This window comes from Cellulomonas sp. URHE0023, assembly GCF_000688475.1.
Lineage (GTDB): Bacteria > Actinomycetota > Actinomycetes > Actinomycetales > Cellulomonadaceae > Cellulomonas.
This window is the reverse complement of record NZ_JIAN01000005.1, coordinates 1,210,392-1,229,293: the sequence shown is the minus strand read 5'-3', so window position 1 is coordinate 1,229,293 and position 18,902 is coordinate 1,210,392. Positions and strand designations below refer to the sequence as shown.

General features: G+C 70.8%; 20 protein-coding genes. 11 read left to right on the top strand and 9 right to left on the bottom strand.

The window, feature by feature from the left end; all coding sequences use genetic code 11:
• Window positions 1–7: 7 nt before the first annotated feature.
• Window positions 8–742, bottom strand: coding sequence for an SDR family oxidoreductase (locus N553_RS0106340; RefSeq protein WP_028045831.1), 735 nt, complete (start codon window positions 740–742; stop codon window positions 8–10).
• Between the two features lie 97 nt (window positions 743–839).
• Here N553_RS0106340 and N553_RS0106335 point away from each other — a divergent pair, with 97 nt between their 5' ends.
• The 4 genes from N553_RS0106335 to N553_RS0106315 all read left to right on the top strand — a co-directional run bounded on the left by N553_RS0106335 (window position 840) and on the right by N553_RS0106315 (window position 4,609).
• Window positions 840–1,292 carry a MarR family winged helix-turn-helix transcriptional regulator gene (locus N553_RS0106335; protein ID WP_028045830.1) on the top strand — a complete coding sequence of 151 codons (453 nt, stop codon included), beginning with the start codon at window positions 840–842 and terminating at the stop codon, window positions 1,290–1,292.
• 601 nt (window positions 1,293–1,893) lie between these two features.
• Window positions 1,894–2,838 (top strand): hypothetical protein, encoded by a 945-nt coding sequence (locus tag N553_RS0106330; RefSeq protein ID WP_028045829.1) that lies wholly within the window; start codon window positions 1,894–1,896, stop codon window positions 2,836–2,838.
• 361 nt (window positions 2,839–3,199) lie between these two features.
• Window positions 3,200–3,631 carry a hypothetical protein gene (locus N553_RS0106325; RefSeq protein WP_028045828.1) on the top strand — a complete coding sequence of 144 codons (432 nt, stop codon included), beginning with the start codon at window positions 3,200–3,202 and terminating at the stop codon, window positions 3,629–3,631.
• A gap of 390 nt (window positions 3,632–4,021) precedes the next feature.
• Entirely contained in the window at window positions 4,022–4,609 is a 588-nt protein-coding gene (locus tag N553_RS0106315; RefSeq protein WP_028045826.1) for a DinB family protein, read from the top strand.
• 261 nt (window positions 4,610–4,870) lie between these two features.
• Here N553_RS0106315 and N553_RS0106310 read toward each other — a convergent pair whose 3' ends face one another.
• Window positions 4,871–5,074, bottom strand: a complete 204-nt coding sequence (locus tag N553_RS0106310; protein ID WP_028045825.1) for a hypothetical protein — start codon at window positions 5,072–5,074, stop codon at window positions 4,871–4,873.
• Between the two features lie 60 nt (window positions 5,075–5,134).
• Here N553_RS0106310 and N553_RS0106305 point away from each other — a divergent pair, with 60 nt between their 5' ends.
• The gene (locus N553_RS0106305) at window positions 5,135–5,608 is read left to right on the top strand and encodes a MarR family winged helix-turn-helix transcriptional regulator (protein ID WP_028045824.1); all 474 of its coding nucleotides are present in this window, start codon (window positions 5,135–5,137) and stop codon (window positions 5,606–5,608) included.
• 241 nt (window positions 5,609–5,849) lie between these two features.
• Here N553_RS0106305 and N553_RS0106300 read toward each other — a convergent pair whose 3' ends face one another.
• Window positions 5,850–6,617 carry a DinB family protein gene (locus N553_RS0106300; protein WP_028045823.1) on the bottom strand — a complete coding sequence of 256 codons (768 nt, stop codon included), beginning with the start codon at window positions 6,615–6,617 and terminating at the stop codon, window positions 5,850–5,852.
• Window positions 6,618–6,913: 296 nt separating this feature from the next.
• Between N553_RS0106300 and N553_RS0106295 the strand changes: the two genes are divergently transcribed.
• The 5 genes from N553_RS0106295 (at window position 6,914) to N553_RS0106275 (ending at window position 11,871) form a co-directional block, all read left to right on the top strand.
• Complete coding sequence (locus tag N553_RS0106295; RefSeq protein WP_028045822.1) at window positions 6,914–8,062, top strand: glutathione-independent formaldehyde dehydrogenase; 1,149 nt, start codon at window positions 6,914–6,916, stop codon at window positions 8,060–8,062.
• Window positions 8,059–9,207 carry an L-dopachrome tautomerase-related protein gene (locus tag N553_RS0106290; protein ID WP_081844394.1) on the top strand — a complete coding sequence of 383 codons (1,149 nt, stop codon included), beginning with the start codon at window positions 8,059–8,061 and terminating at the stop codon, window positions 9,205–9,207. Before N553_RS0106295 ends, N553_RS0106290 begins: the two co-directional genes overlap by 4 nt.
• A 210-nt stretch (window positions 9,208–9,417) precedes the next feature.
• Complete coding sequence (locus tag N553_RS0106285) at window positions 9,418–10,101, top strand: TetR/AcrR family transcriptional regulator (RefSeq protein ID WP_028045820.1); 684 nt, start codon at window positions 9,418–9,420, stop codon at window positions 10,099–10,101.
• A gap of 34 nt (window positions 10,102–10,135) precedes the next feature.
• Window positions 10,136–11,308, top strand: a complete 1,173-nt coding sequence (locus N553_RS0106280; protein WP_028045819.1) for an NAD(P)/FAD-dependent oxidoreductase — start codon at window positions 10,136–10,138, stop codon at window positions 11,306–11,308.
• A complete protein-coding gene (locus N553_RS0106275) occupies window positions 11,305–11,871 on the top strand; it encodes an NADPH-dependent FMN reductase (protein WP_231505178.1) in 567 nt (188 codons plus the stop codon). The genes N553_RS0106280 and N553_RS0106275 overlap by 4 nt, the downstream gene beginning before the upstream one ends.
• 212 nt (window positions 11,872–12,083) lie before the next feature.
• On the opposite strand, the gene N553_RS0106270 is transcribed toward N553_RS0106275, so the two are convergent.
• Window positions 12,084–12,977 carry a hypothetical protein gene (locus N553_RS0106270; RefSeq protein WP_156043718.1) on the bottom strand — a complete coding sequence of 298 codons (894 nt, stop codon included), beginning with the start codon at window positions 12,975–12,977 and terminating at the stop codon, window positions 12,084–12,086.
• Between the two features lie 360 nt (window positions 12,978–13,337).
• On the opposite strand from N553_RS0106270, the gene N553_RS0106265 reads away from it, so the two are divergent.
• Window positions 13,338–13,964: a hypothetical protein gene (locus N553_RS0106265; protein ID WP_028045816.1), complete on the top strand. Its 627-nt coding sequence runs from the start codon at window positions 13,338–13,340 to the stop codon at window positions 13,962–13,964.
• A gap of 318 nt (window positions 13,965–14,282) precedes the next feature.
• On the opposite strand, the gene N553_RS0106260 is transcribed toward N553_RS0106265, so the two are convergent.
• The 5 genes from N553_RS0106260 to N553_RS0106240 all read right to left on the bottom strand — a co-directional run bounded on the left by N553_RS0106260 (window position 14,283) and on the right by N553_RS0106240 (window position 18,807).
• Window positions 14,283–15,185 (bottom strand): zinc-binding dehydrogenase, encoded by a 903-nt coding sequence (locus tag N553_RS0106260; RefSeq protein ID WP_028045815.1) that lies wholly within the window; start codon window positions 15,183–15,185, stop codon window positions 14,283–14,285.
• 23 nt (window positions 15,186–15,208) lie between these two features.
• Window positions 15,209–16,549 (bottom strand): DJ-1/PfpI family protein, encoded by a 1,341-nt coding sequence (locus N553_RS21415; RefSeq protein ID WP_197029926.1) that lies wholly within the window; start codon window positions 16,547–16,549, stop codon window positions 15,209–15,211.
• On the bottom strand, window positions 16,546–16,941 hold the full coding sequence (locus tag N553_RS0106250; protein ID WP_028045814.1) for a hypothetical protein: 396 nt from the start codon (window positions 16,939–16,941) through the stop codon (window positions 16,546–16,548). The genes N553_RS21415 and N553_RS0106250 overlap by 4 nt, the downstream gene beginning before the upstream one ends.
• A 121-nt stretch (window positions 16,942–17,062) precedes the next feature.
• Window positions 17,063–17,716 carry a response regulator transcription factor gene (locus N553_RS0106245; RefSeq protein ID WP_028045813.1) on the bottom strand — a complete coding sequence of 218 codons (654 nt, stop codon included), beginning with the start codon at window positions 17,714–17,716 and terminating at the stop codon, window positions 17,063–17,065.
• Complete coding sequence (locus N553_RS0106240; protein WP_028045812.1) at window positions 17,713–18,807, bottom strand: sensor histidine kinase; 1,095 nt, start codon at window positions 18,805–18,807, stop codon at window positions 17,713–17,715. The genes N553_RS0106245 and N553_RS0106240 overlap by 4 nt, the downstream gene beginning before the upstream one ends.
• Window positions 18,808–18,902 lie beyond the last annotated feature (95 nt).

The following is an 18,902-nucleotide window of genomic DNA, read 5'->3' as shown; positions in this document are numbered from 1 at the left end:
GTGCGGGTCACACCCGTACCCCCGTTTGCAGCTCGGCGAGGGCGGCACGGGCCTCGTCTGCGTCATGCAGGCCGATCGATGCGCTCCGGGCACGCCCGGCCGCGATCGCGACAGCGACCTTCCCGATGTCGCCGGCCGCGACGGCGCCCTGGGCGAGCCGGCTGGTCACCGGTCCGAGCACCAGGGAGAAGACCCGTCGAGATTCGCCGCTCTCCGCGGCCGCGACCCGCTGCATCATCAGCAGGGCCGCCTGCTGCATGCTGACCAGACCACTGCGGGGGACGGGCCAGGTGGCCGAGTCGCCGACGACGACGGTGTAGGCACCGGCGTCGCTGAGGTGCGGGAGGGCCGCGCGCAGAACGGCCATGTGGGTAGTCGCCAGTTCCGTGAACGCGCCCGACCAGTCGCTCTCTGCGATCTCTGCGAGCGTGCCGCCCTGCCACCAACCACCGATCGCAGCGAAGACCGAGTCCAGGCCGCCACGGAAGTGCACCACCTGTTCGACGAGGTCCTGGGCTCCGGTGAACGTCGTGTAGTCGTGCACGACCAGGTGCAGGTGCTCATCGGCGGTCTCGCCGAGCAGGCTGCGGAACTCCTGCGCACGCTCTTCGGTGCGGGTGGGAACGATCACCTCTGCGCCGGCGGCCAGGAAGGCTCGCACGGCCCCCTCTCCGACCGCGCCGGTACCGCCAGGGATCAAGGCGCGGTGGCCCGCGAGGTCGGGGGTGGTCGGAACGTTCATGAGTCCTCCATCAGAAGACGCGCTCATTGGTCAGAGCAACGTTGGGTTGCCCAACGTATCTCAGTTCGTTGGGATGGTCAATGTTTAGACTGGCCGCATGGCCGACGATGTGACCCGCCCTCCTGCCCGGCTTCGCGCCCTCGTCAGCTGGCAGGTGAGCAAGGTCAATACGGTGGGGTCTCGGCTCACCTCGGCACGCATGCCTCTGACGGGGCGAGCCGACTTCGCGGTGCTGGCCGCCTTGGAGGAGTACGGCACCCTGAGCCAAGCCGAGCTTGGCCGCCGGCTCGGGCTGGACCGCAACGACGTCAATGGTGTGGTGAACCGGCTCCAGGGGGGTGGGCACCTGACGCGTGATGTGGATCTGGCCGACCGTCGTCGCAACACGTTGTCCCTGACCGACGCCGGACGGCGGTACCTGGACGACTTGCAGACGTCCACCGACGCCGTGCAGGCCGAACTGGTCGCCGCCCTCACGCCCGACGAGGGTGCGCAGCTGCGAGCGTTATTGACAAAGCTCCTGGAGTCGCATCCCGTCGTGCCCAGCTAACGCCCTGACCCGCTCCCGTCTCTTACGAGCCAGCCGACGACGCGGGAACCACCGTTGCTGCAGGGGCTCAGGACTTTCGTTCGCCTGGTTCTGGGGTCGCGTTTCCCGTCGTTGCGGATCGTCTCAACGACTTGACCGATCGAGAGAAGCTCGCAGGCTCCGCCCCGGAGAGCGGCACGCCCAGCAGACGACCGAGCGCCTCATCGGAGACGGGCTTCGCGCGGCCGAGCAGCTGGCCGCCAGCATCTGTCAGCTCGATGACCGACGGGCGCCGGGCATTCGGGTGAGGCGCGCGCACGCACCACGCGGGAAACCTCGCGATCCGGACGTACTACGTCAAGCCGGACGGGTACAGCCGGCGTGCACCGACGGACGACGTTCAGCGTCCACGACCGAGTGCGGATGGCCGGCGCCCTGGCACCCGGCGGTCAGCAGGGTGACGGCACAGACGACGATCCAGACGCGAGACGACACCCGCAGCACGTTTCCGGATCCCGGCTCCGGCAAGTCCGCGTTGCCCAGGCTCCCACCCGAACAGCCCCCTACGATGACCGACCGGTGCGGCGGACCACCGGCGCACAAAAGGATCCGAGGAGCCTCGTTGCCGAACGTCTGCGAGAACGTTGTCATCGTGTGTGGCCCCGCCAAGGACGTCCGGGCGTTCGTCAAGACTGCCGCCCGCAGAGGCAGCACCTTCTCGTTGAGCAAGCTGGACCCGCTTCGACGTGGCACCGCCGGACCCCAAGCACAGCTCGAGCAGTGGGGAGCAGCGTGGGTGGACGCAGTCGACCGGCACCTGTTCAGCGTCGGCGGCGTCGCCGTGGCCGCGTTCTCGGTGCACAGCGCATGGTCCCCGCCTACGTCCGCGCTTCGACGCATCAGCGCGCGCTGGCCCACGCTCACATTCTTCCTGTGCGCTACGGAGGGCGGGAACGAGTACGCCAGGGTCTTCGGGTTCGCCGACGGCGAGGAGCCGTGGACCTGGGCACCCGAGCGGTTCCAGCGCCTCCAGCTCGCACTGCGTGATGCGGACGGCAGCCTCTACGCGCACGACGGGGCGCCGTTGACGATGTCCGCGACGGCGATACGTGACCGGCTCTCGACGCTCCTGACGTCGGACCCGCAGCTCGTCGTCGTCGACGCGACCTCGGGGCGGATGGTGGATCCGGCGGACTGCGCGCTCGGAGCGGTCGAAGGCGTGTCGGCCTGCGCCATGACGATCGGCCTGTCGCCTGTCGCTCGGGTCCTTCACGGGGCGTTCTGGGGACCCGAGGAGATCGACTGGGACCTCTCCGCCGAGATGGACTGGCTTCCCGGCGCGGCCATCGCCGCGTTGGCGGAGCCGAACGCCGATCCGGGACGGATCGTCGGCATGTTCATCTCGGAAGTCACGCGCCAACCCGCTGACAGCGCGGTCCTCGACGACCTGTTCGCCGAGAGCGCGACGCACACGGCCGCGATCGAGCTCCTTGCTGGGTACTGCCGTGGCAGCCAGCAGATGACTTTCGCCGAAGTCATCACCGTCCTGCGTACCACGCCGCGCTAAGCGGCAGTTCGTCGAGCAGCACGGAATCCACCTGATCGTCATTGAGCCGTCAGACCTGACGAAGTTCGACGCCATGCTTGCCCGCTGGCTCTGACGCGGTCCGGCGCGGATGGTGTTCGGGGCTTCCTGCGGTGTTCGGGTGACCAGCTGCGCGAGCCGGGATGCGCCGCACCGTCCCGCTGGCCCAGGCCCGCCGACAATCAACGCGGCTCCTTTCAGCAGCACGAGTTAGCTTCGTATGTCCCTGTTCGGCCCACACACCGGTGCCGTGGCCTGAGTCGAGTGGGGTGATGCGGTGTTCAAGGCCGCGGTCGCGCGAGTCATGCCCGGTTCCGGCGCCCGCTGTCGCCATACTCCCGCTATGGACGCTGCTGACCCGCTGCGGGGGTTCCGCCGCCTCCTGGCCGGGATCGCGGCCGTCGCCGTCGCGTGGTGGACGGGCACGGTGTTGCTGGCGTTCCTGGTGAACACGGCAGGCCCGATGGGTAACGCGGCTCTCCTGGCCGCGATCGTCGCGGTGGTGGGCACCGTGCTCGTCGCCGGTGCCGTGCTTGTCGGCATGACGGCCGTCGCGCGGCGCAGCATCGGCGCTGGGGTGGGATGTGCCGTAGCTGTGGTCGTTGCCGCGTGGGTGCTCGCACCGATGGTGGTGGACCGGCACCAGAGCTTCGTCGACCCCCCCGACCGCACCGCCACGTGCAGCGGCTGGGAGTTCGACCACTACCCGCCGGGTACGTCCGACGCGTCGGAACTGATGTACTGCGTCGGCGTGGAGCACGCGGTCGACGGGTGAGCCGGGCGCGGACTCCCGGCTGCCGCCATGAAGCCTGGGGTCGCACGGCCGCGCAGTCCTGCACGGCCGGCCGCTCCGGCGGCGTACGTTTGCCCGAGCTTCCACGACAGTGCCTGACACCGACGCGTCGTGCAGATCGCCAGCACCGAAACCAAAGCCTTCGAGACGGCGGACATCCCCGCGGCGGCGGTTGGCATGCCCGCGCTTCGCGTGGCCGCCCTGGCGTCCTGCTTCAACTACCCGGCTTGTCCCGGTCTATCCGCTCGGCTCTTGCCCGGGCAGCTGGCGGACGTTCCGCGCACGGCGTGACGCGACGTGACGTGCGGGCTTTGCACACGGACGTGCCAGTGCCGCTAGGTGACCGCGGTCCGCGGTGTGATGCTGGCCAGCATGATCGACGACTTCGCGAAGGCCTACCTCCACGACGACATTCGAGAGGCTCGCCAGTCGTTGCTCGGAAGGCTGGACGGCGTCTCCGAATACGACGCACGACGCCCGCTGACCAGGACCGGCACCAACCTACTCGGCCTGATCAAGCACGTCACCATGTCGGAGGCGTGGTACTTCGGCGTGGTCTTTGGTCGGCCCTATTCCGGCCAGCTGCCGCGGTTCGACGATCCCGGCTATGCAAACCGCGACAGCTTGTGGGTGGAGGAGCACCAGTCGCGCGCGGACATCGTCGACGGATACAAGCGGGCGTGCGATCACGCGGATGCCACGATCGAGGCGCTGCCCATCGACGCGGCTGGCTACGTCCCCTGGTGGCCGCAGCCCGACGTGAAGCTGTTCAACGTGATGGTCCATGTCCTCTCGGAGAGCAACCGCCATGCCGGTCACGCCGACATCTTGCGCGAGCAGCTGGACGGGGTTGTCGGCGCGAACCTGTCCAAGAGCATCGACATCGACGACGCCGACTGGGCCGTCTACCGCGCAAGGATCGAGACCGCGGCTCGGGCAGCAGCAGGTCTCGACTCTTGACCGAGCGCCGGCACATCCCGTCGACGCTCCGTCGCCTGGCGAGACCCCTCGCCACGCCTGGGTGACGCGTCACCGCCCAGCCTCCTGGCGGAGCGGGCGGGGGCTCCGTACGTCGGCTTGACCTCGCCAGGCGACGCATCCCGGTCAAGCACGACGCTCGACGACGATCGATCTGTGGCGCTTGTCGAGACCCGGGATCCTCCCTCGCGAGTCACCGCGGCGGCGTACACGCGCCGGGCGCAATCCGACGCACTCCTCGGGTCACCGTTCGAGGAGGTACGGGCTTCCGTCAGGTCTTGTCATTCGTTCGAAGGCGCCGCGGATCTCTGCTTCGCGCTCGCGCTCGTCCTCGGAGACGTCGCGTCCGTGGCTGTCTGGGGCGCTGACCGTCGGCGGCCCCACGAAGCGCAGCAGGAACAGCGTGACGTGCTCGTTGAACGCGTCGAACCGGTCGGAGAAGCCCATCGTGATCCTTCATTTGCGCACCAAAGGTTAGTGCACGAAACGCTACCATAGGATAGGAGCATGCACACTGTGACGCCCGACGCCGTCGAGACCGATCCGCTCGCCGTGGAGGCGCAGCTGTGCCTGGCCGTGTCGGCCGCCTCTCGCGCACTCGTGGGTCGCTACCGACCGCTGCTGGCGCCACTCGGCCTGACCCATCCCCAGTACCTGGCCATGCTCGCGCTGTGGCAGCACGGCGAGCTGTCGCTGAAGGAGCTCGCCTCGCTCCTCGAGCTGGAACCGGCCACGGCGTCCCCACTCGTCAAGCGGCTCGAGGCCCTCGGGCTCGTGTCCCGGAGACGTGGCAGCGCCGACGAGCGAGTCCTCGTCATTGCACTGACTGAGAGAGGGCGTGCCATGCGCCAGGACGCGGTCGGGATCCCGTCGGCCATGCTCGCCGACCTGCAGATGACGCGAGCGACCCTGGACGAGATCCGCGCCGGTGTGGACCTGCTCCTTGCTGCCGTCAAACGTGCGACGGCCGACGACGCCTAGTCACCGAGACGCTGACTCCCGAAGAGCGCCGCGTGGTGGACGACCTGGCGCTCTACGCCGGCCCGTTCGGCGGGTCCAACCACCTGTAGTGGTCGAAGCCGGAGACCGTCGGGTTCGCACGGGCAGGCTCACCGCCCGGTGAGCGGGCGGCGGGCGCGGCTGGCCGGGTCGATGACCTGCTCGTGCCGCGCCAAGCAGCGGACGGTTCGAGGGTGACGCCTCGACGTTCGGTCGGCCGCTCTCAGGCGGAAGCCGGGTCGGCGGGGCCGGCCTGGATCATGTCGAGGTCGCGCACGGCGAACCGGTGGTGCTCCCACTCCTCCTCGAGGATGGTGTGCAGGCAGGAGCGGACGGTCTCCGGGTACTGCGGCGCGTGCGGGTTCCTGCGCTCCTCGGCCACCTGCTCCGCGGTCAGGTCCGCAAGGAAGTCGCGGACCATCGCGACCCGGTCCGCCCGGGCGTCGAGCACCTCGTCGTAGGACGGCGTCTCCGTCGTGAAGACCGAGAGGTCGACGTCGTCGGCCGCCGTGCCCACGTCCAGCTGACCGAGCGGGTGGAACGGCTGGTCGAGCCCCAGGATCGCCTTGCCCAGCCAGGTGTCCGTGGCGAGGACCAGGTGCCGCAGCGTCTGCGCGAACGTCCATTCACCGTCGACGGAGACGTCCACCGTTCCTCCCGGCATCGCCGCAGCCCGGTCCAGCGTGGCCGCCCAGGTGCGCTCGAGCACGGCCCACGCCGCGCGCAACCCGTCCGGGTCCGCCGCCCGGCGCTGCGACCGGCCGGGGAAACGACGGTCGAGCTCCGCCTCGACGTAGGGGATGACGTCGACCCCGTTGACGCGGAAGTAGTCGCCATGGGGCAGCCAGGGGGCGTCGACGTCCGCTCGGGCCACCTCGACCCCGCGCATCACGACACCGGACAGGTCCGACTCGACGAACCGGGCGCCGCTGAGGTTCGCGCCGACAAAGGTCGACCCCTGCAGGTCGTCGGAGCGAGTGAAGGCTGCCATGGGGGTCTCCTTCGTCGGTGCGGTCCCGTGGCGTCCATTGTTCTGGCGCCCTCTGACATCGGCGACCGGGACGTCGGAGGGGCGTCCTCTCCATGGGCGACGTCATGATCGTCATGGCTGTTGGCGTGCTGTAGATGGTCTTGGTCGCGCGGGACGGCCGGGCGAGAGGGACGCCGGAGCAGGCTCTCCCCGAGATGCGGGTCCGAAGACCTGTGCCCACGATGGACGCGGGCTTGTGACCACGTGCGCGGTGAGACCGACCGCCGCACCGGCGGCCCGCACCCCCGAGGAGAACAATGCGTGCAGTCGTCTACCGAGGCCCCCGTCAGGTCGAGGTCACCGAGGTCCCAGATCCGACGATCCAGGCGCCGACGGACGCAGTCGTCCGGATCACCACCACCAACATCTGCGGGTCCGACCTGCACATGTACGAGGGCCGGACCAGCGTCGAAGAGGGCAAGGTCCTCGGCCACGAGAACATGGGGATCGTCGAAGAGGTCGGCCCGGCGGTCACGCGCATCAAGGTCGGCGACCGGGTCAGCGTGCCGTTCAACATCGCGTGCGGCACGTGCCGTAACTGCCTGCAGGGCTGGACGTCGTTCTGCACGCGCACCAACCCGACCGAGGGCATGGACGGCGCGGCGTACGGCTACGCGAACATGGGCCCGTACGACGGCGGCCAGGCGGAGTACCTGCGCGTGCCGTTCGCGGACGTGAACCTGCTCGAGCTCCCGCCGGGCACCGAGCACGAGAACGACTTCACGATGCTGAGCGACATCTTCCCCACCGGCTGGCACGGCACGGTGCTCGCGGGGACGCAGCCGGGGGACGACGTCGTGGTGTACGGCGCGGGACCCGTCGGCCTCATGGCCGCGCACAGCGCGCTGATCCGGGGTGCGGCCCGTGTGTTCGTCGTCGACAAGGAGCCCGACCGGCTCGCCCTCGCGAAGCAGATCGGCGCGGAGGCGGTGGACTTCTCGGCGGGCGACCCGGTCGAGCAGGTGCTCGACGCCACGCAGGGTCGCGGCACCGACCGCGGCGTCGAGGCCGTCGGCTACCAGGCGCACGACCCGTCCGGCGAGGAGCACCCGGAGCTCGTGCTCGACAACCTCGTCAAGACCGTCCGGACGACGGGCGGCATCGGTGTCGTCGGCGTCTACGTGCCGCAGGACCCGGGCGGGAAGGACGAGGCCGCGCAGCAGGGCCGCATCGGCTTCGACTACGGCACGTTCTTCACCAAGGGTCAGCACATGGGTACGGGCCAGGCGCCCGTCATGCGCTACAACCGTCAGCTGCGCGACCTGATCGTCGCCGGGCGCGCGACGCCGTCCTTCATCGTCTCGCACGAGCTCGGGCTCGACGACGCCGCGCACGGGTACGACCAGTTCGACAAGCGTGTCGACGGTTGGACCAAGGTGCTGCTGCACCCGGGGCAATCGGCATGAGTGCGGCCGCCGTGAGCGGGCGGGGAGACGACGGCTCGGGCGCGCGCGAGCAGATGACGGACGAGCCGGTGGCGACGCTGGAGCTCGTGCACTCCTTCGAGGGTCCGATGCCGACGGGCGTGACCGTCTCGGCGGCCGGACGCGTGTTCGTCAACTACCCCTTGTGGGGCGACGACGTCCCGGCGACGGTCACCGAGCTCCGCGACGGCGAGGCGGTCCCGTACCCCGGCGAGGCGTGGAACTCCCCGTCGGGTGACGACGACGCCGGTGCCTTCGTGTCGGTGCAGAGCGTGGTCGTGGACCCGGCGGACCGGCTCTGGGTCCTCGACACGGGCAGCCCGCTGTTCCAGCCGACGAAGCCCGGCGGCCCCAAGCTCGTGTGCGTCGACCTCACGACCGACCAGGTCGTGCAGGTCATCACGTTCGACCCGGCCGTCGCGCTGCCGAGCACCTACCTCAACGACGTGCGCTTCGACCTGCGCCGCGGCGAGGCCGGCACGGCGTTCATCACGGACTCCTCGGACTCCGGGCCGAACGGGATCATCGTCGTCGACCTCGCGACCGGGGAGTCGTGGCGCCGCCTGCACGAGCACCCGTCCACCAAGGCGCTGCCGTGGAGCGAGTTCCGGCCGGTCGTCGAGGGCCGCCCGATGGTCCAGCAGCCGTCGCCCGACGAGGAGCCGCAGCCGGTCGCGATGGGCGCCGACGGCATCGCGATCTCCGCGGACGGCGAGCGCCTGCTGTACTGCCCGCTCGCCTCGCGCCGCCTGTGGAGCGTCTCGGTCGACGCGCTCGCCGACCGCACGCTCGACGACGGCGCGGTCGCGGCGACGGTCGTCGACGAGGGGGACAAGGGGACCGGCTCCGACGGGCTCGAGACGGACGACGCCGGCCGGGTCTATGTCACCGCGTACGAGCACGACGCGGTCCTGCGCCGCCTGCCCGACGGGTCCTACGAGACGCTCGTGCACGACCCCCGGCTGCTGTGGCCGGACACCATGTCGGTCGCCGCGGACGGGTACCTGTACGTGACGGCGAACCAGCTGCACCGCCAGGCCACGTACCAGCGCGGCAAGGACCTGCGTCAGAAGCCCTATGCGCTCTTTCGTACGCCCATCGACGCCCGGCCGGTGCGGCTGGTCTGACCGACGCCACCCTTGGCCCTCGTCGGCCACCCCGGGGAGGGCTCACCTCGTGAGGTGACCCGACCGCGGGTTGCGGCTGCGCAGGACTGGTGCGCGCTCAGACCGCTCGGGCAACGAGCGGCCCGATCCCCTCTGTCTGCACGTGTTTAGTGACCCAGATCACGTGACGAACATGTTCGTGACGAACATGTTCGGTGTACTGTTCCACGTATGCCGAACCCCGGAGGAAGTCGCCGCGACCGCCCCGCCAAGCCCGCGCTCTCGCTGCAGTGGATCGTCGCCGAGACGATCAAGATCATCCGTACCGAAGGACTGGAGAGAGCGACGATGCGCCGCGTCGCGCAGGCGCTCGACACGGGACCTGCGTCGCTCTACGTCTACGTCGCCAACACCGCCGAGCTGCACGCGGCGGTCCTCGACGAGCTGATCGGGGCGACCGAGCCGGAACCGGGCGACTGGATGGCACGCCTGCAGTCGGTGCTGGGCTCCTATGCCGACGTGCTCTTCACCTACCCAGGACTGGCGCGCTCCGCCCTCGTGCTGCGCCCGACAGGCCCCCACGCTCTCCGTCTCTACGACCAGGTCCTTGGACTGCTGCTGGAGGGGGGCATCGCCGTCGAGCGAGCAGCGTGGGGCGTGGACCTGCTGCTGCAGCACGTGACCGCGACCGCGGCTGAGCACAGCGCTCCGGCGCGCGCCGACGTCGACGCGCCACCCGACGGCGCGGCCCAGATGGACGTGCTCCGCGGTGCGCTTCGTGGCGCGGACCCGGTGGAGAACCCGCACGTCGCCGCACATGCCGAAGCCCTGCTGGCCGGCACGCCGGCGCAACGCCAGGCCTGGGCGATCCGCGCCCTGGTCCAGGGCATCGCCACTACGCCTACCCAGTCCTGAACCGACCGTCCACATCACGAACGAGGAGCACACCATGAGCACGCACTACCCGATCGCGATCATCGGCGGTGGCCTGGGCGGCCTGACCGCGGCGCGCGTCCTGCACGCCAACGGCGTCGCCGCCACCATCTTCGAGCTGGAGCCGAGCCGTCAGGCGCGCGTCCAGGGCGGGATGCTCGACATCCACGAGTACAACGGCCAGGAGGCCATCCGTGCCGCCGGCCTGTGGGAGCCCTTCACCGCGATCGTGCACCCTGGTGGTGAGGCGATGCGCATCCTCGACCACACCGGCGCCGTCCTGCGCGAGGAAGAGGACCAGGGGCAGCTCAGCCGCCCGGAGGTCGACCGCGGCCAGCTGCGCGACCTGCTGATCGACTCCCTTCCTGCCGACGCGATCCGCTGGGGCTGCAAGGTCACGGCCGTGCGTCCGGTCGAGGGCGTGCCCGGGCGGCACGAGGTGCAGTTCGCGGACGGCGAGACGATCACGACCGATCTGCTGATCGGCGCAGACGGCGCCTGGTCGAAGGTGCGTCGCCTGGTGTCGGACGCGGTGCCGGCCTACACGGGCATCTCCTTCATCGAGGGTGACCTGCACGACGCCGACAGCCAGCACTCCGTCCAGGCCGAGGTGATGGGTGCCGGCATGCTCTTCGCGTTCCGGGACAACACTGGAATCCTGGGGCACAAGGAGAGCGACGGAAGCCTGCACTTCTACCTCGGCGTGCGGGCCCCTGAAGACTGGGTCGACACGATCGATTTCACGGATGCGTCCGCGTCCCGGTCGAGCGTCCTCGCGATGCTCGACGGTTGGTCCGACGAGCTGCGTGGACTGGTCGCCCACGCCGACGGTCCGCTGCAGCCTCGGCGCATCCACGCCCTGCCCGCTGACCACTCGTGGCAGCCGGTGCCTGGCGTGACGCTGCTGGGTGACGCCGCGCACGTCATGTCGCCGTTCGCCGGTGAGGGCGCGAACCTCGCCATGTACGACGGTGCTCTTCTCGCCCTGGCCCTCGTCGAGCACCCCGGCGACGTCGAGGCGGCGGTGGCGGCCTACGAGTCCGCGCTGTTCCCGCGCTCGGCAGAGGCCGCGGGCGAGTCGGCGAGCAGCCTGGACCTGATGTTCAGCGAGGGCTCGCCGCGCGCACTGGTGGAGATGTTCGCGGCCTTCGACGCTCAGGCGGAGGGTGCCGAGGTGGTGGCGCCGTGACGGCGGGCGTGCCCGTGATCGCGGTGGTCCTGGCGAGCACCCGACCGGGGCGCAAGGGAGAAGGTGTCGCCCGATGGGTCCTCGACCAGGCATCGACCCGGACCGACGCCACCTTCGAGCTGGTCGACCTGGCCGACGTGGCCCTGCCTGCGCTGGATGAACCCGTCCCGCCCGCGACGGGCCGCTACAGCCAGGCGCACACCCGCGCGTGGGCGGACACCGTCGACCGATTCGACGGATACGTGTTCGTGACCCCGGAGTACAACCACGGCTATCCCGGAAGCCTCAAGAACGCACTCGACCGCGTCTATGCCGAGTGGAACACCAAGGCCGCCGGATTCGTCTCGTACGGCGTCGACGGCGGCACACGCGCCGTCGAACAGCTGCGACAGGTGATGGCAACCCTGAAGATCGCCGACGTCGGACCGCAGGTGGCCCTCAGCATGCGAGATGACTTCGTCGGTTTCGCTGAGTTCGCTCCGCGGGAGCACCACAGCGCGGTCATGACGACCGTCCTTGACGACGTCATCGGCTGGGCGCGAGCGCTGCGGACCCTCAGGTAGCGAAGGTCGGCGACGCCCCTTCGGCGCGGTCCAGCCGTCGTCGATCTTCACGGTTGCACAGCGCCGGGGGTCCGCGGCCCCCGGCGCTCATCGGCGCAGGCAGAGCCGGTGCCGCATCTGAGCCCCGCCGACCGTCGTCGTCATCCCCGTCGAATGGCCCTCGTACTCGGGGGCGTCCCGGGTGGCTGACCATCGGGACGTGGGAGCTGCTGCTACCCCGGGAGAGCGATCCTCGACATCGCGACCTCGAACAGGCCGCTGACCTCGACCTGGACGGAGCCGTCCGGCTCGTTCCGCGACACCCGCTGCAGCACGCCCGACGGGTCCCGGTAGTAGACGTCAGGGCTGACCGGGCCAGCTGCGTCCTCGCCCGAGCGGGCCAGCCCGACCATGGCGTCCAGCGCGGTCACCACGGTCGCGTCCTCGATGATGTGCACCGCGACCGTGTGCCGGTGCGGGACGGCGACCAGCACGCCGTAGTCGGGGCGCTCGATGCCCAGGAGCGATCCGAACAGCTCATCGAGCAGCAGCAGCCGGCTGGCGCCGAACAGGTCCTCGCAGGTGAGCAGGTGGATCACGCCGCCACCGCGCGCAGTGATGGTGCGATGCTCCGGCGGGGGCAGGCGGCGCAGGTTCGCGAGAGCGGTCGGGCCGACCGCAGCCCAGCCGCCGAACGACTCGAGGTTGGACAGCGTCGCGACACTGTCGGGGTAGTCGACACAGGCCCGTACGACGAGTCCAGGAGCGAGGTCGAGGCCATCGCCCACCACCTCGTCGCTCATGACGCGGGCGTACACGATGTCGGAGATCTCCTCGATCGTCGTCGGTGTGGCGCGGTGCTGGGCCGTGACGATGACCGTCGCGTGCTCCCGCACCAGGGCGGCGCGCTGCCGCTTCGGGGTCGCCGCGACCAGTGCCGCAAGATTCCCCAGGCCGTAAACGGCGCCGGCCGTGTCGACGAGGTGGTCGGCCATCGCTCGCGGCTCGGGCGCACCTGCACGCGCGAACGCCTCGACAGCCGCGCCCCGGAGCCACTCGGCATCGTCGATCGAGAGCATTGGCAGCGAAGGGTCCGGCACAGGGGCCGGACGCGAGAAGAGACCCATGCGGTGAGTGTAGGGAAGGTGAGCGGGCGGCTCGCGAGCCGTCGGCCACGTGCTGCGACCGTCGGCGCCGGCCGCGCCGCGGCGGTCAAGGTACGACGCTCAGCGTCCGTCGATCTGGTGCGCATGTCGACAGCCACCGAGCTTGACTACCCGACATATCCGAGCCCGGCGCCCCACGCCGCGAGGTGCATCGCTTCCGTCGTGTGACGAACGTGACCTCCCGAGCGATGCCGCAGATGCCGATCACGTCGGTGGTGCGTGCGCGTCGTCGACCTCGCGGTGTGTGCACCCCCTGTGGCCCAAGCGGACGCAGCGTTCACACACCCGTACCGGGTGGCGTCGCGGATAAGGAAACACCTCATGCTCAAGATCACAGACGCGAAGCGGTCAGTGCTGACCACCGCAACCGCAGCGACGATGGCCGGCCTGACGATCGGCATCCTCAGCGGTTGCACCGCCTCGGCCCACGACGGCAACGCCTCTGGTGCACAGCCCGCAGCGTCCGCGCCCGCTACCTCGGTCCCACCGATGGCGGTCGAGGCTGGCGCGCCCGTGACGGCCGACCAGGTCCTGCCGGAGCGGACGACGGCGTACGCCCTGCCCGACGGCACGTTCGTCGCAGTCGTCAGGGACCAGCCACTTCCCGCTCCGGTGCAGGCGGCCATCGAGGCGGGCGCCCTGGCGGCCATCCCTCTGACCGCCGACGGTGGCTTCGACACCGCGGAGACGACTTTGCACGCTGCGTACGCCTTCGCAGGCTCCGCCTCGCACGACACGGGCAAGAAGATCGCGGTCGTCTACCAGTTCGGGGCTCGCATGTCCTGGGGCATTGACACTCCGATCACCGTCGGCTGGCAGGGCGCGATCTCAACCCAGGATGTGCCGAAGTCGTTCAAGGCGGACCTCGACAGCACGCTCGTGGTGGTCCAGGAGTTCATCTCAGCTCAGAAGGACCCCGCCGACTGGGCGATCGTCATCCGGCGCTGAGGAGCCGGCGAGCCGAGACACCGGGCCACCACGGTTGCTGACGCTCTCGGCTGGCACCTGAGTCGGTAGAGCCTGCTGCCGCCGAGGCGTAGACCGCTTCGAGCCGAACCTTGCCGAGTGGGTCTTCGAGCAGTCTTCTCAGGTGGCCCGACCCATGTTTCGCGCCGGGTGGAGCCAAGCGCGACCATCGCTGAGCCCGCTGAACATCTTGACCGGCGACGGGCCAGGTCCGGCCGCGGCCAAGGTAGACGCTCCAGCGTGGTGGATCTGTCCCTGCATCTCGACAACACACCTCATGCGTCGCCCGAGTCATGGGTCTTACGGCACGAGCACGACGCCGCCGCGGCGGCCGGAGCCGGCCTCGAGCGCGGCGTACGCGGCGGAGGCCTGGCGGAGCGGACAGGTGGCGGCCACGCGCGGGGTGATGGTGCCGTCGGCTGCGAGCAGGGCGAGGGCCTCGAGGGCGCTGCCATCGCTGACCACGGCCAAGGTGGCGACGCGGATGCCACGCTCGGGTGCCGGGGTCGACGGGCGCGTGAACGCGACGAACGTCCCCCCGTCGCGCACCGCGGCGAGGGACGACGCGCCGAGGACCGCCGAGTCGAGAAGGCCGTCGGCCCGCAGGGTCCCGAGGTCGGTTCCGCGGACCACGAGCTGGGCACCCGTCCGTTCGACGAAGGCGCGGTCGGCCTCCCGCGCGACGGCCAGGACGTTCAGACCGCGGTGCCGGGCCAGCTCCGTCGCGAACCCGCCGACGCTCCCCGCGGCGCCGGTGATGGCGAGCGTCGAGCCTGCGGGCAGGTCGAGGAGGTCGAGCGCCCGCGCCGCGCTCAGCGCGTTGAGGGCCACCACGGAGGCCTCGACCGACCCGAGGGACGCCGGACGCCGGCCGACGGACGCCCGGGGAAGGACCACCGAAGAGGCCTGAGTGCCCGTGAGCGTCTCGAACCAGTCCGACATCGCCAGCACCGGGTCGCCGATCGCAAGGTCCTCGATGTCCGCGCCGACTTTGTCGACCACACCCGCAAGGCTCCAGCCCAGCACGTACCGCTTCGCGGGCCGTAGGGGAAGGTGCCCACGCAGGGCGGACACGTCCGTGGCGGTCACGGGGGCGGCCTCGACCCGGACGCGCACCTGCCCGGGGCCGGGTTCGACGACGGGGACGTCGACGACCTCCACCACCGCGGTGGGCCCGGGCGCGCTGACGATGACGGCGGGCATGGCAGCTCCTCGGGTCGGTGCCCTCATCGTCGCCCACTCCCATCGACGTCACCGTGCGCGGCGCGAGCGTGTGTCCTGGGGAGCACCCGCCTCAGCACCACGAGTGCGACGAGCGTGCCGAGGACGGCGAGGGCGAGGGGTCGCAGTGTCAGCGCCCACGGCCACGATGGGCCGTCGAGCGTGAGGTCGTCGACGGGGTACTCGAGGACCTTCGCCGTCCACCGAGCGGTGGCCACATCGGTCGTCCGCGCCAGGTCCTGCAGCACGGCGTCGTACGCGAAGCCGGGTCGCCGGTGAGGGTGCACCGTGGCCGGCCCCGGGATCGCGTGGTGCTCTGCCGTGCCGGGTTCGACCAACCGGTCGAGCCCCGCGATGGAGGCGGTGCGCGGCACGAACGTCAGTCCGTGGCGGGACGTCACCGGCCCGTCGCCCACGGCGACCGTGTCCGCGGCCAGCGACTGCGCGTACGTGTCGAACACCGAGGCGAGCTCGATCTCACCGACCCCGTCGGTGAGCGGGACACCGATCCGCGGTCGGTCCCAGCCGAAGGCGGCGTTGACGCCCGCGACGGCGTCCGACGGCGCGAGCCGCGCCTTCTCCATCCGCGGCGCACCGCCCGACGCGTCGTACGGCCAGCCGATCGCCTCCGCGGCCCGCACGGCGGCGTCCGCACTGACCAGCCGTTGGACGGCGTGCAGGGTGCCGTCGATGCCCGACAGGACGCCGGCGGTGCTGATGACGGAGCCGTCGTCGACGTAGCGCGTCCCGGCGACCCAGTCGACGGCCGGGTAGGTGCGTGCCCACTCGCCGAGGCGCAGCCAGTGAGCGGTGGCCACGTGCCCGTCGAGGAGCCCCGCCGAGGCGACCACGGCCGCGCCGTTGCAGACGCTGAGGAGCACGGCGCCGCGGTCGGTCTGGTCGGTGAGCCACGTGGTGACGGGCTTCGTGCTGGGCCGGCCGACGTCCGGCATCGCGGGCACGACGACGAGGTCAGCAGGTCCTCCCACCAGGTCCTCGAGGCCGTCGAACGTGAGGTCCGGTACGAGGTCGAGACCGCCGGTGAGTGGCACGGGCCCGCTCCCGGACGCCACGGTGTAGACGTTGAACGCTCCGGTGGTCGCGAGGATCTCGAAGGGGGCCAGCGTGTCGGACGCGACGGCGCCCTCGTCTCCGACCACGACGGCGACCGTCCGCAGGGCCGGGTCGTACACGGCGGGGGTCGGCGGCGGGGACGCGCCGTCGGTGCGCGGGTCATTGAGACCGAGGACGGTGTCGACGGCGGTCGGGGCGCCCAGAGCAACCGGCAGCGCCACGGCGGCGAGCACGAGCAGGACGATCCGCAGGAACGCGCGCACCCGGCTCACCACCCGTACGCGTGACGGTGACGCAGCATGACGGCGAGCATCCCGAGCACCATCAGCACGTGCCCGACCGTCATGAGCCCCATGGTGGTCAGGGACCCCATGAGGCTGACCGGCAGCAGCAGCAGGAACGGCACGTACATCGCGGCGACCATCTCGGCGATCAACGCCAGCCCGTGCCCTCGGACGCGCATCCACACCGCCATGCCGAGCGACATGTTCGTCGCCATCACCATGACGTGCGCCGTGGTGCTCTCATGCAGGCCCGGCCAGGCGAACGACCAGACCGGCTCCAGCAGGACCATGCCCGCCACCATGGCGACGACCATCTCTACCGCGTGCTGCACGAAACGCAGCCGCGGGTGCCGGCCAACAGTGTGCTCGTCGTGGTTCATCGTGACTCCTCCGCGTATCCGACGTCTGGACACACGACAGCCTCGACGGGCCGCGGGGCGCGGTCAGGTGCCGATCGTCATGCCTGAGGTCACATCCCGGGAGTGACCCGGGCCGTGAGGGTCACGGCCGGAGGATGCCAAGGTCTCGGGCGCGCAGGGCCGCCTGCGTCCGGTCGCGCACCCCGAGCTTCGACAGCACGCTGCTGACGAGGTTCTTCACGGTCCCCTCGGCGAGGTACAGGGCGCCGGCGATCTCTCGATTGCTGAGCCCGTCGGCCAGCAGCCGCACCAGGGCGACCTCGCGCTCGGACAGCGGATGCGCCGACGGTGCTGCCGGTGCCGCGTCCGCGGGCATCTGCACGACCCGCGCGACGAGCTTCGCCGTGACCGACGGCTGCAGGACGGTCTCCCCCCGCGCCGCTGCGACGAGCGCCTCGACGAGCCGTGACGACGTCACGTCCTTGAGCAGATAGCCGACGGCACCGGCCCGCAGGGCGGCAAAGACGTCCTCGTCGTCGTCGAAGGTCGTCAGGGCGATCACACGGACGTCGGGCTGCTCGGCGCGCAGCCGCGCTGTGGCGGCGATGCCGTCGAGCACCGGCATCCGCAGGTCCATGAGGACCACGTCGGGTCGGGCCGCGGCACTGATCCGGACGGCGTCGTCCCCGTTGGCCGCCTCGCCGACGACCTCGATGCCCGGCTGCACCTCGAGGAGGGTCGTCAGCGCCTCGCGGAAGAGCGCCTGGTCGTCGGCGAGGAGGACCCGGACGGTCATCCCGGCACCTCCACGACGAGGGTGGTGACGCCGTCGGTCGCGGCGGAGCGCAGGGTCAGCTCCCCGCCGATGCTCGCCATGCGCTCCCGCAGACCGGCGAGCCCGAAGCCGTCGGCCTGCTGACCGGCCAGGCCGCGACCGTCGTCCCGGACCTCGAGTCGCACGTGGTCGTCGTCCTGGAAGTCGAGCACGACGGCGGTGCGCGTGGCGTCCGCGTGCTTCCTGACGTTCGTCAGGCCCTCCTGCGCGGCACGGAAGAGCGACTCGTCCACGTCGGCGCGCAGCGGGCGGGCCTGGCCCCGGACGTCCAGCTCGGTCGGGACGCCCGCCTCCGTCGCCTCGGCGGCGAGCTGCCGCAGCGCCTCGGCAAGGACGGGGCGGTGCTCACGCAGCGCCGCCACGGACCGCCGGACCTCGGCAAGCGCCTGCCGCGACTGGTCCTGAGCGTTCGCGAGCATGGCGTCCAGACGATCGGGACCTGCCGTGGGGATGACGGCTCGAGCAGCCTCGAGCAGCATCTGCACGACCGTCAGGTGGTGGCCCACCCCGTCGTGGATGTCGCGTGCCAGACGGTTGCGCTCCTGAATGGTGGCCAGCTGCTCCGCCTGTGCGGCGTATCCGCGCAGGCGCTCGTTCGCGGCAGCGAGCTCTGCTCGCGCGCTGCGCTCTCGCACCAGCAGCTCGGTCACGATGAGCGTGAACGTGCTGACTGCGAGCGTGCCGAGGGCCTCGCCGAGCACGCGCGGCCACTGCATGCCGAGGTGGACGAGGGGGAGGACGGCGGCCACCGCGACCGCGGCGGGCAGCGGCAGGAGCAGGACCGATTGCGCGACCAGGACGACCAGGAGCAGGACGGCGCCCACAGCGGCCCCGGACAGGGAGAAGACCGCGAATCCGAGCACCAGCTGCACGCCGACGTACCCGGCCGCCCACCAGACCCCGCGGCCGTCGACGGCCCGGAAGCCGAGGATCGCGAGCGCGGCGTACGCGAGTCCGACCAGCAGCGTCGGTACGAGCTCGGCGGGGTGCTCGGACCCGAACGGCAGCGTGAGGTAGGCGATCACGGTGAGAACGGCGAGCGCCCGGTTCACCCGGTCACTGTGCAGGACGTGGCTGCGCCGGTCAATGAACCTGTCGTGACGGAACTGGACGCTGGGCCCGCACCAGGTGCGGGGTCACCGCTCGA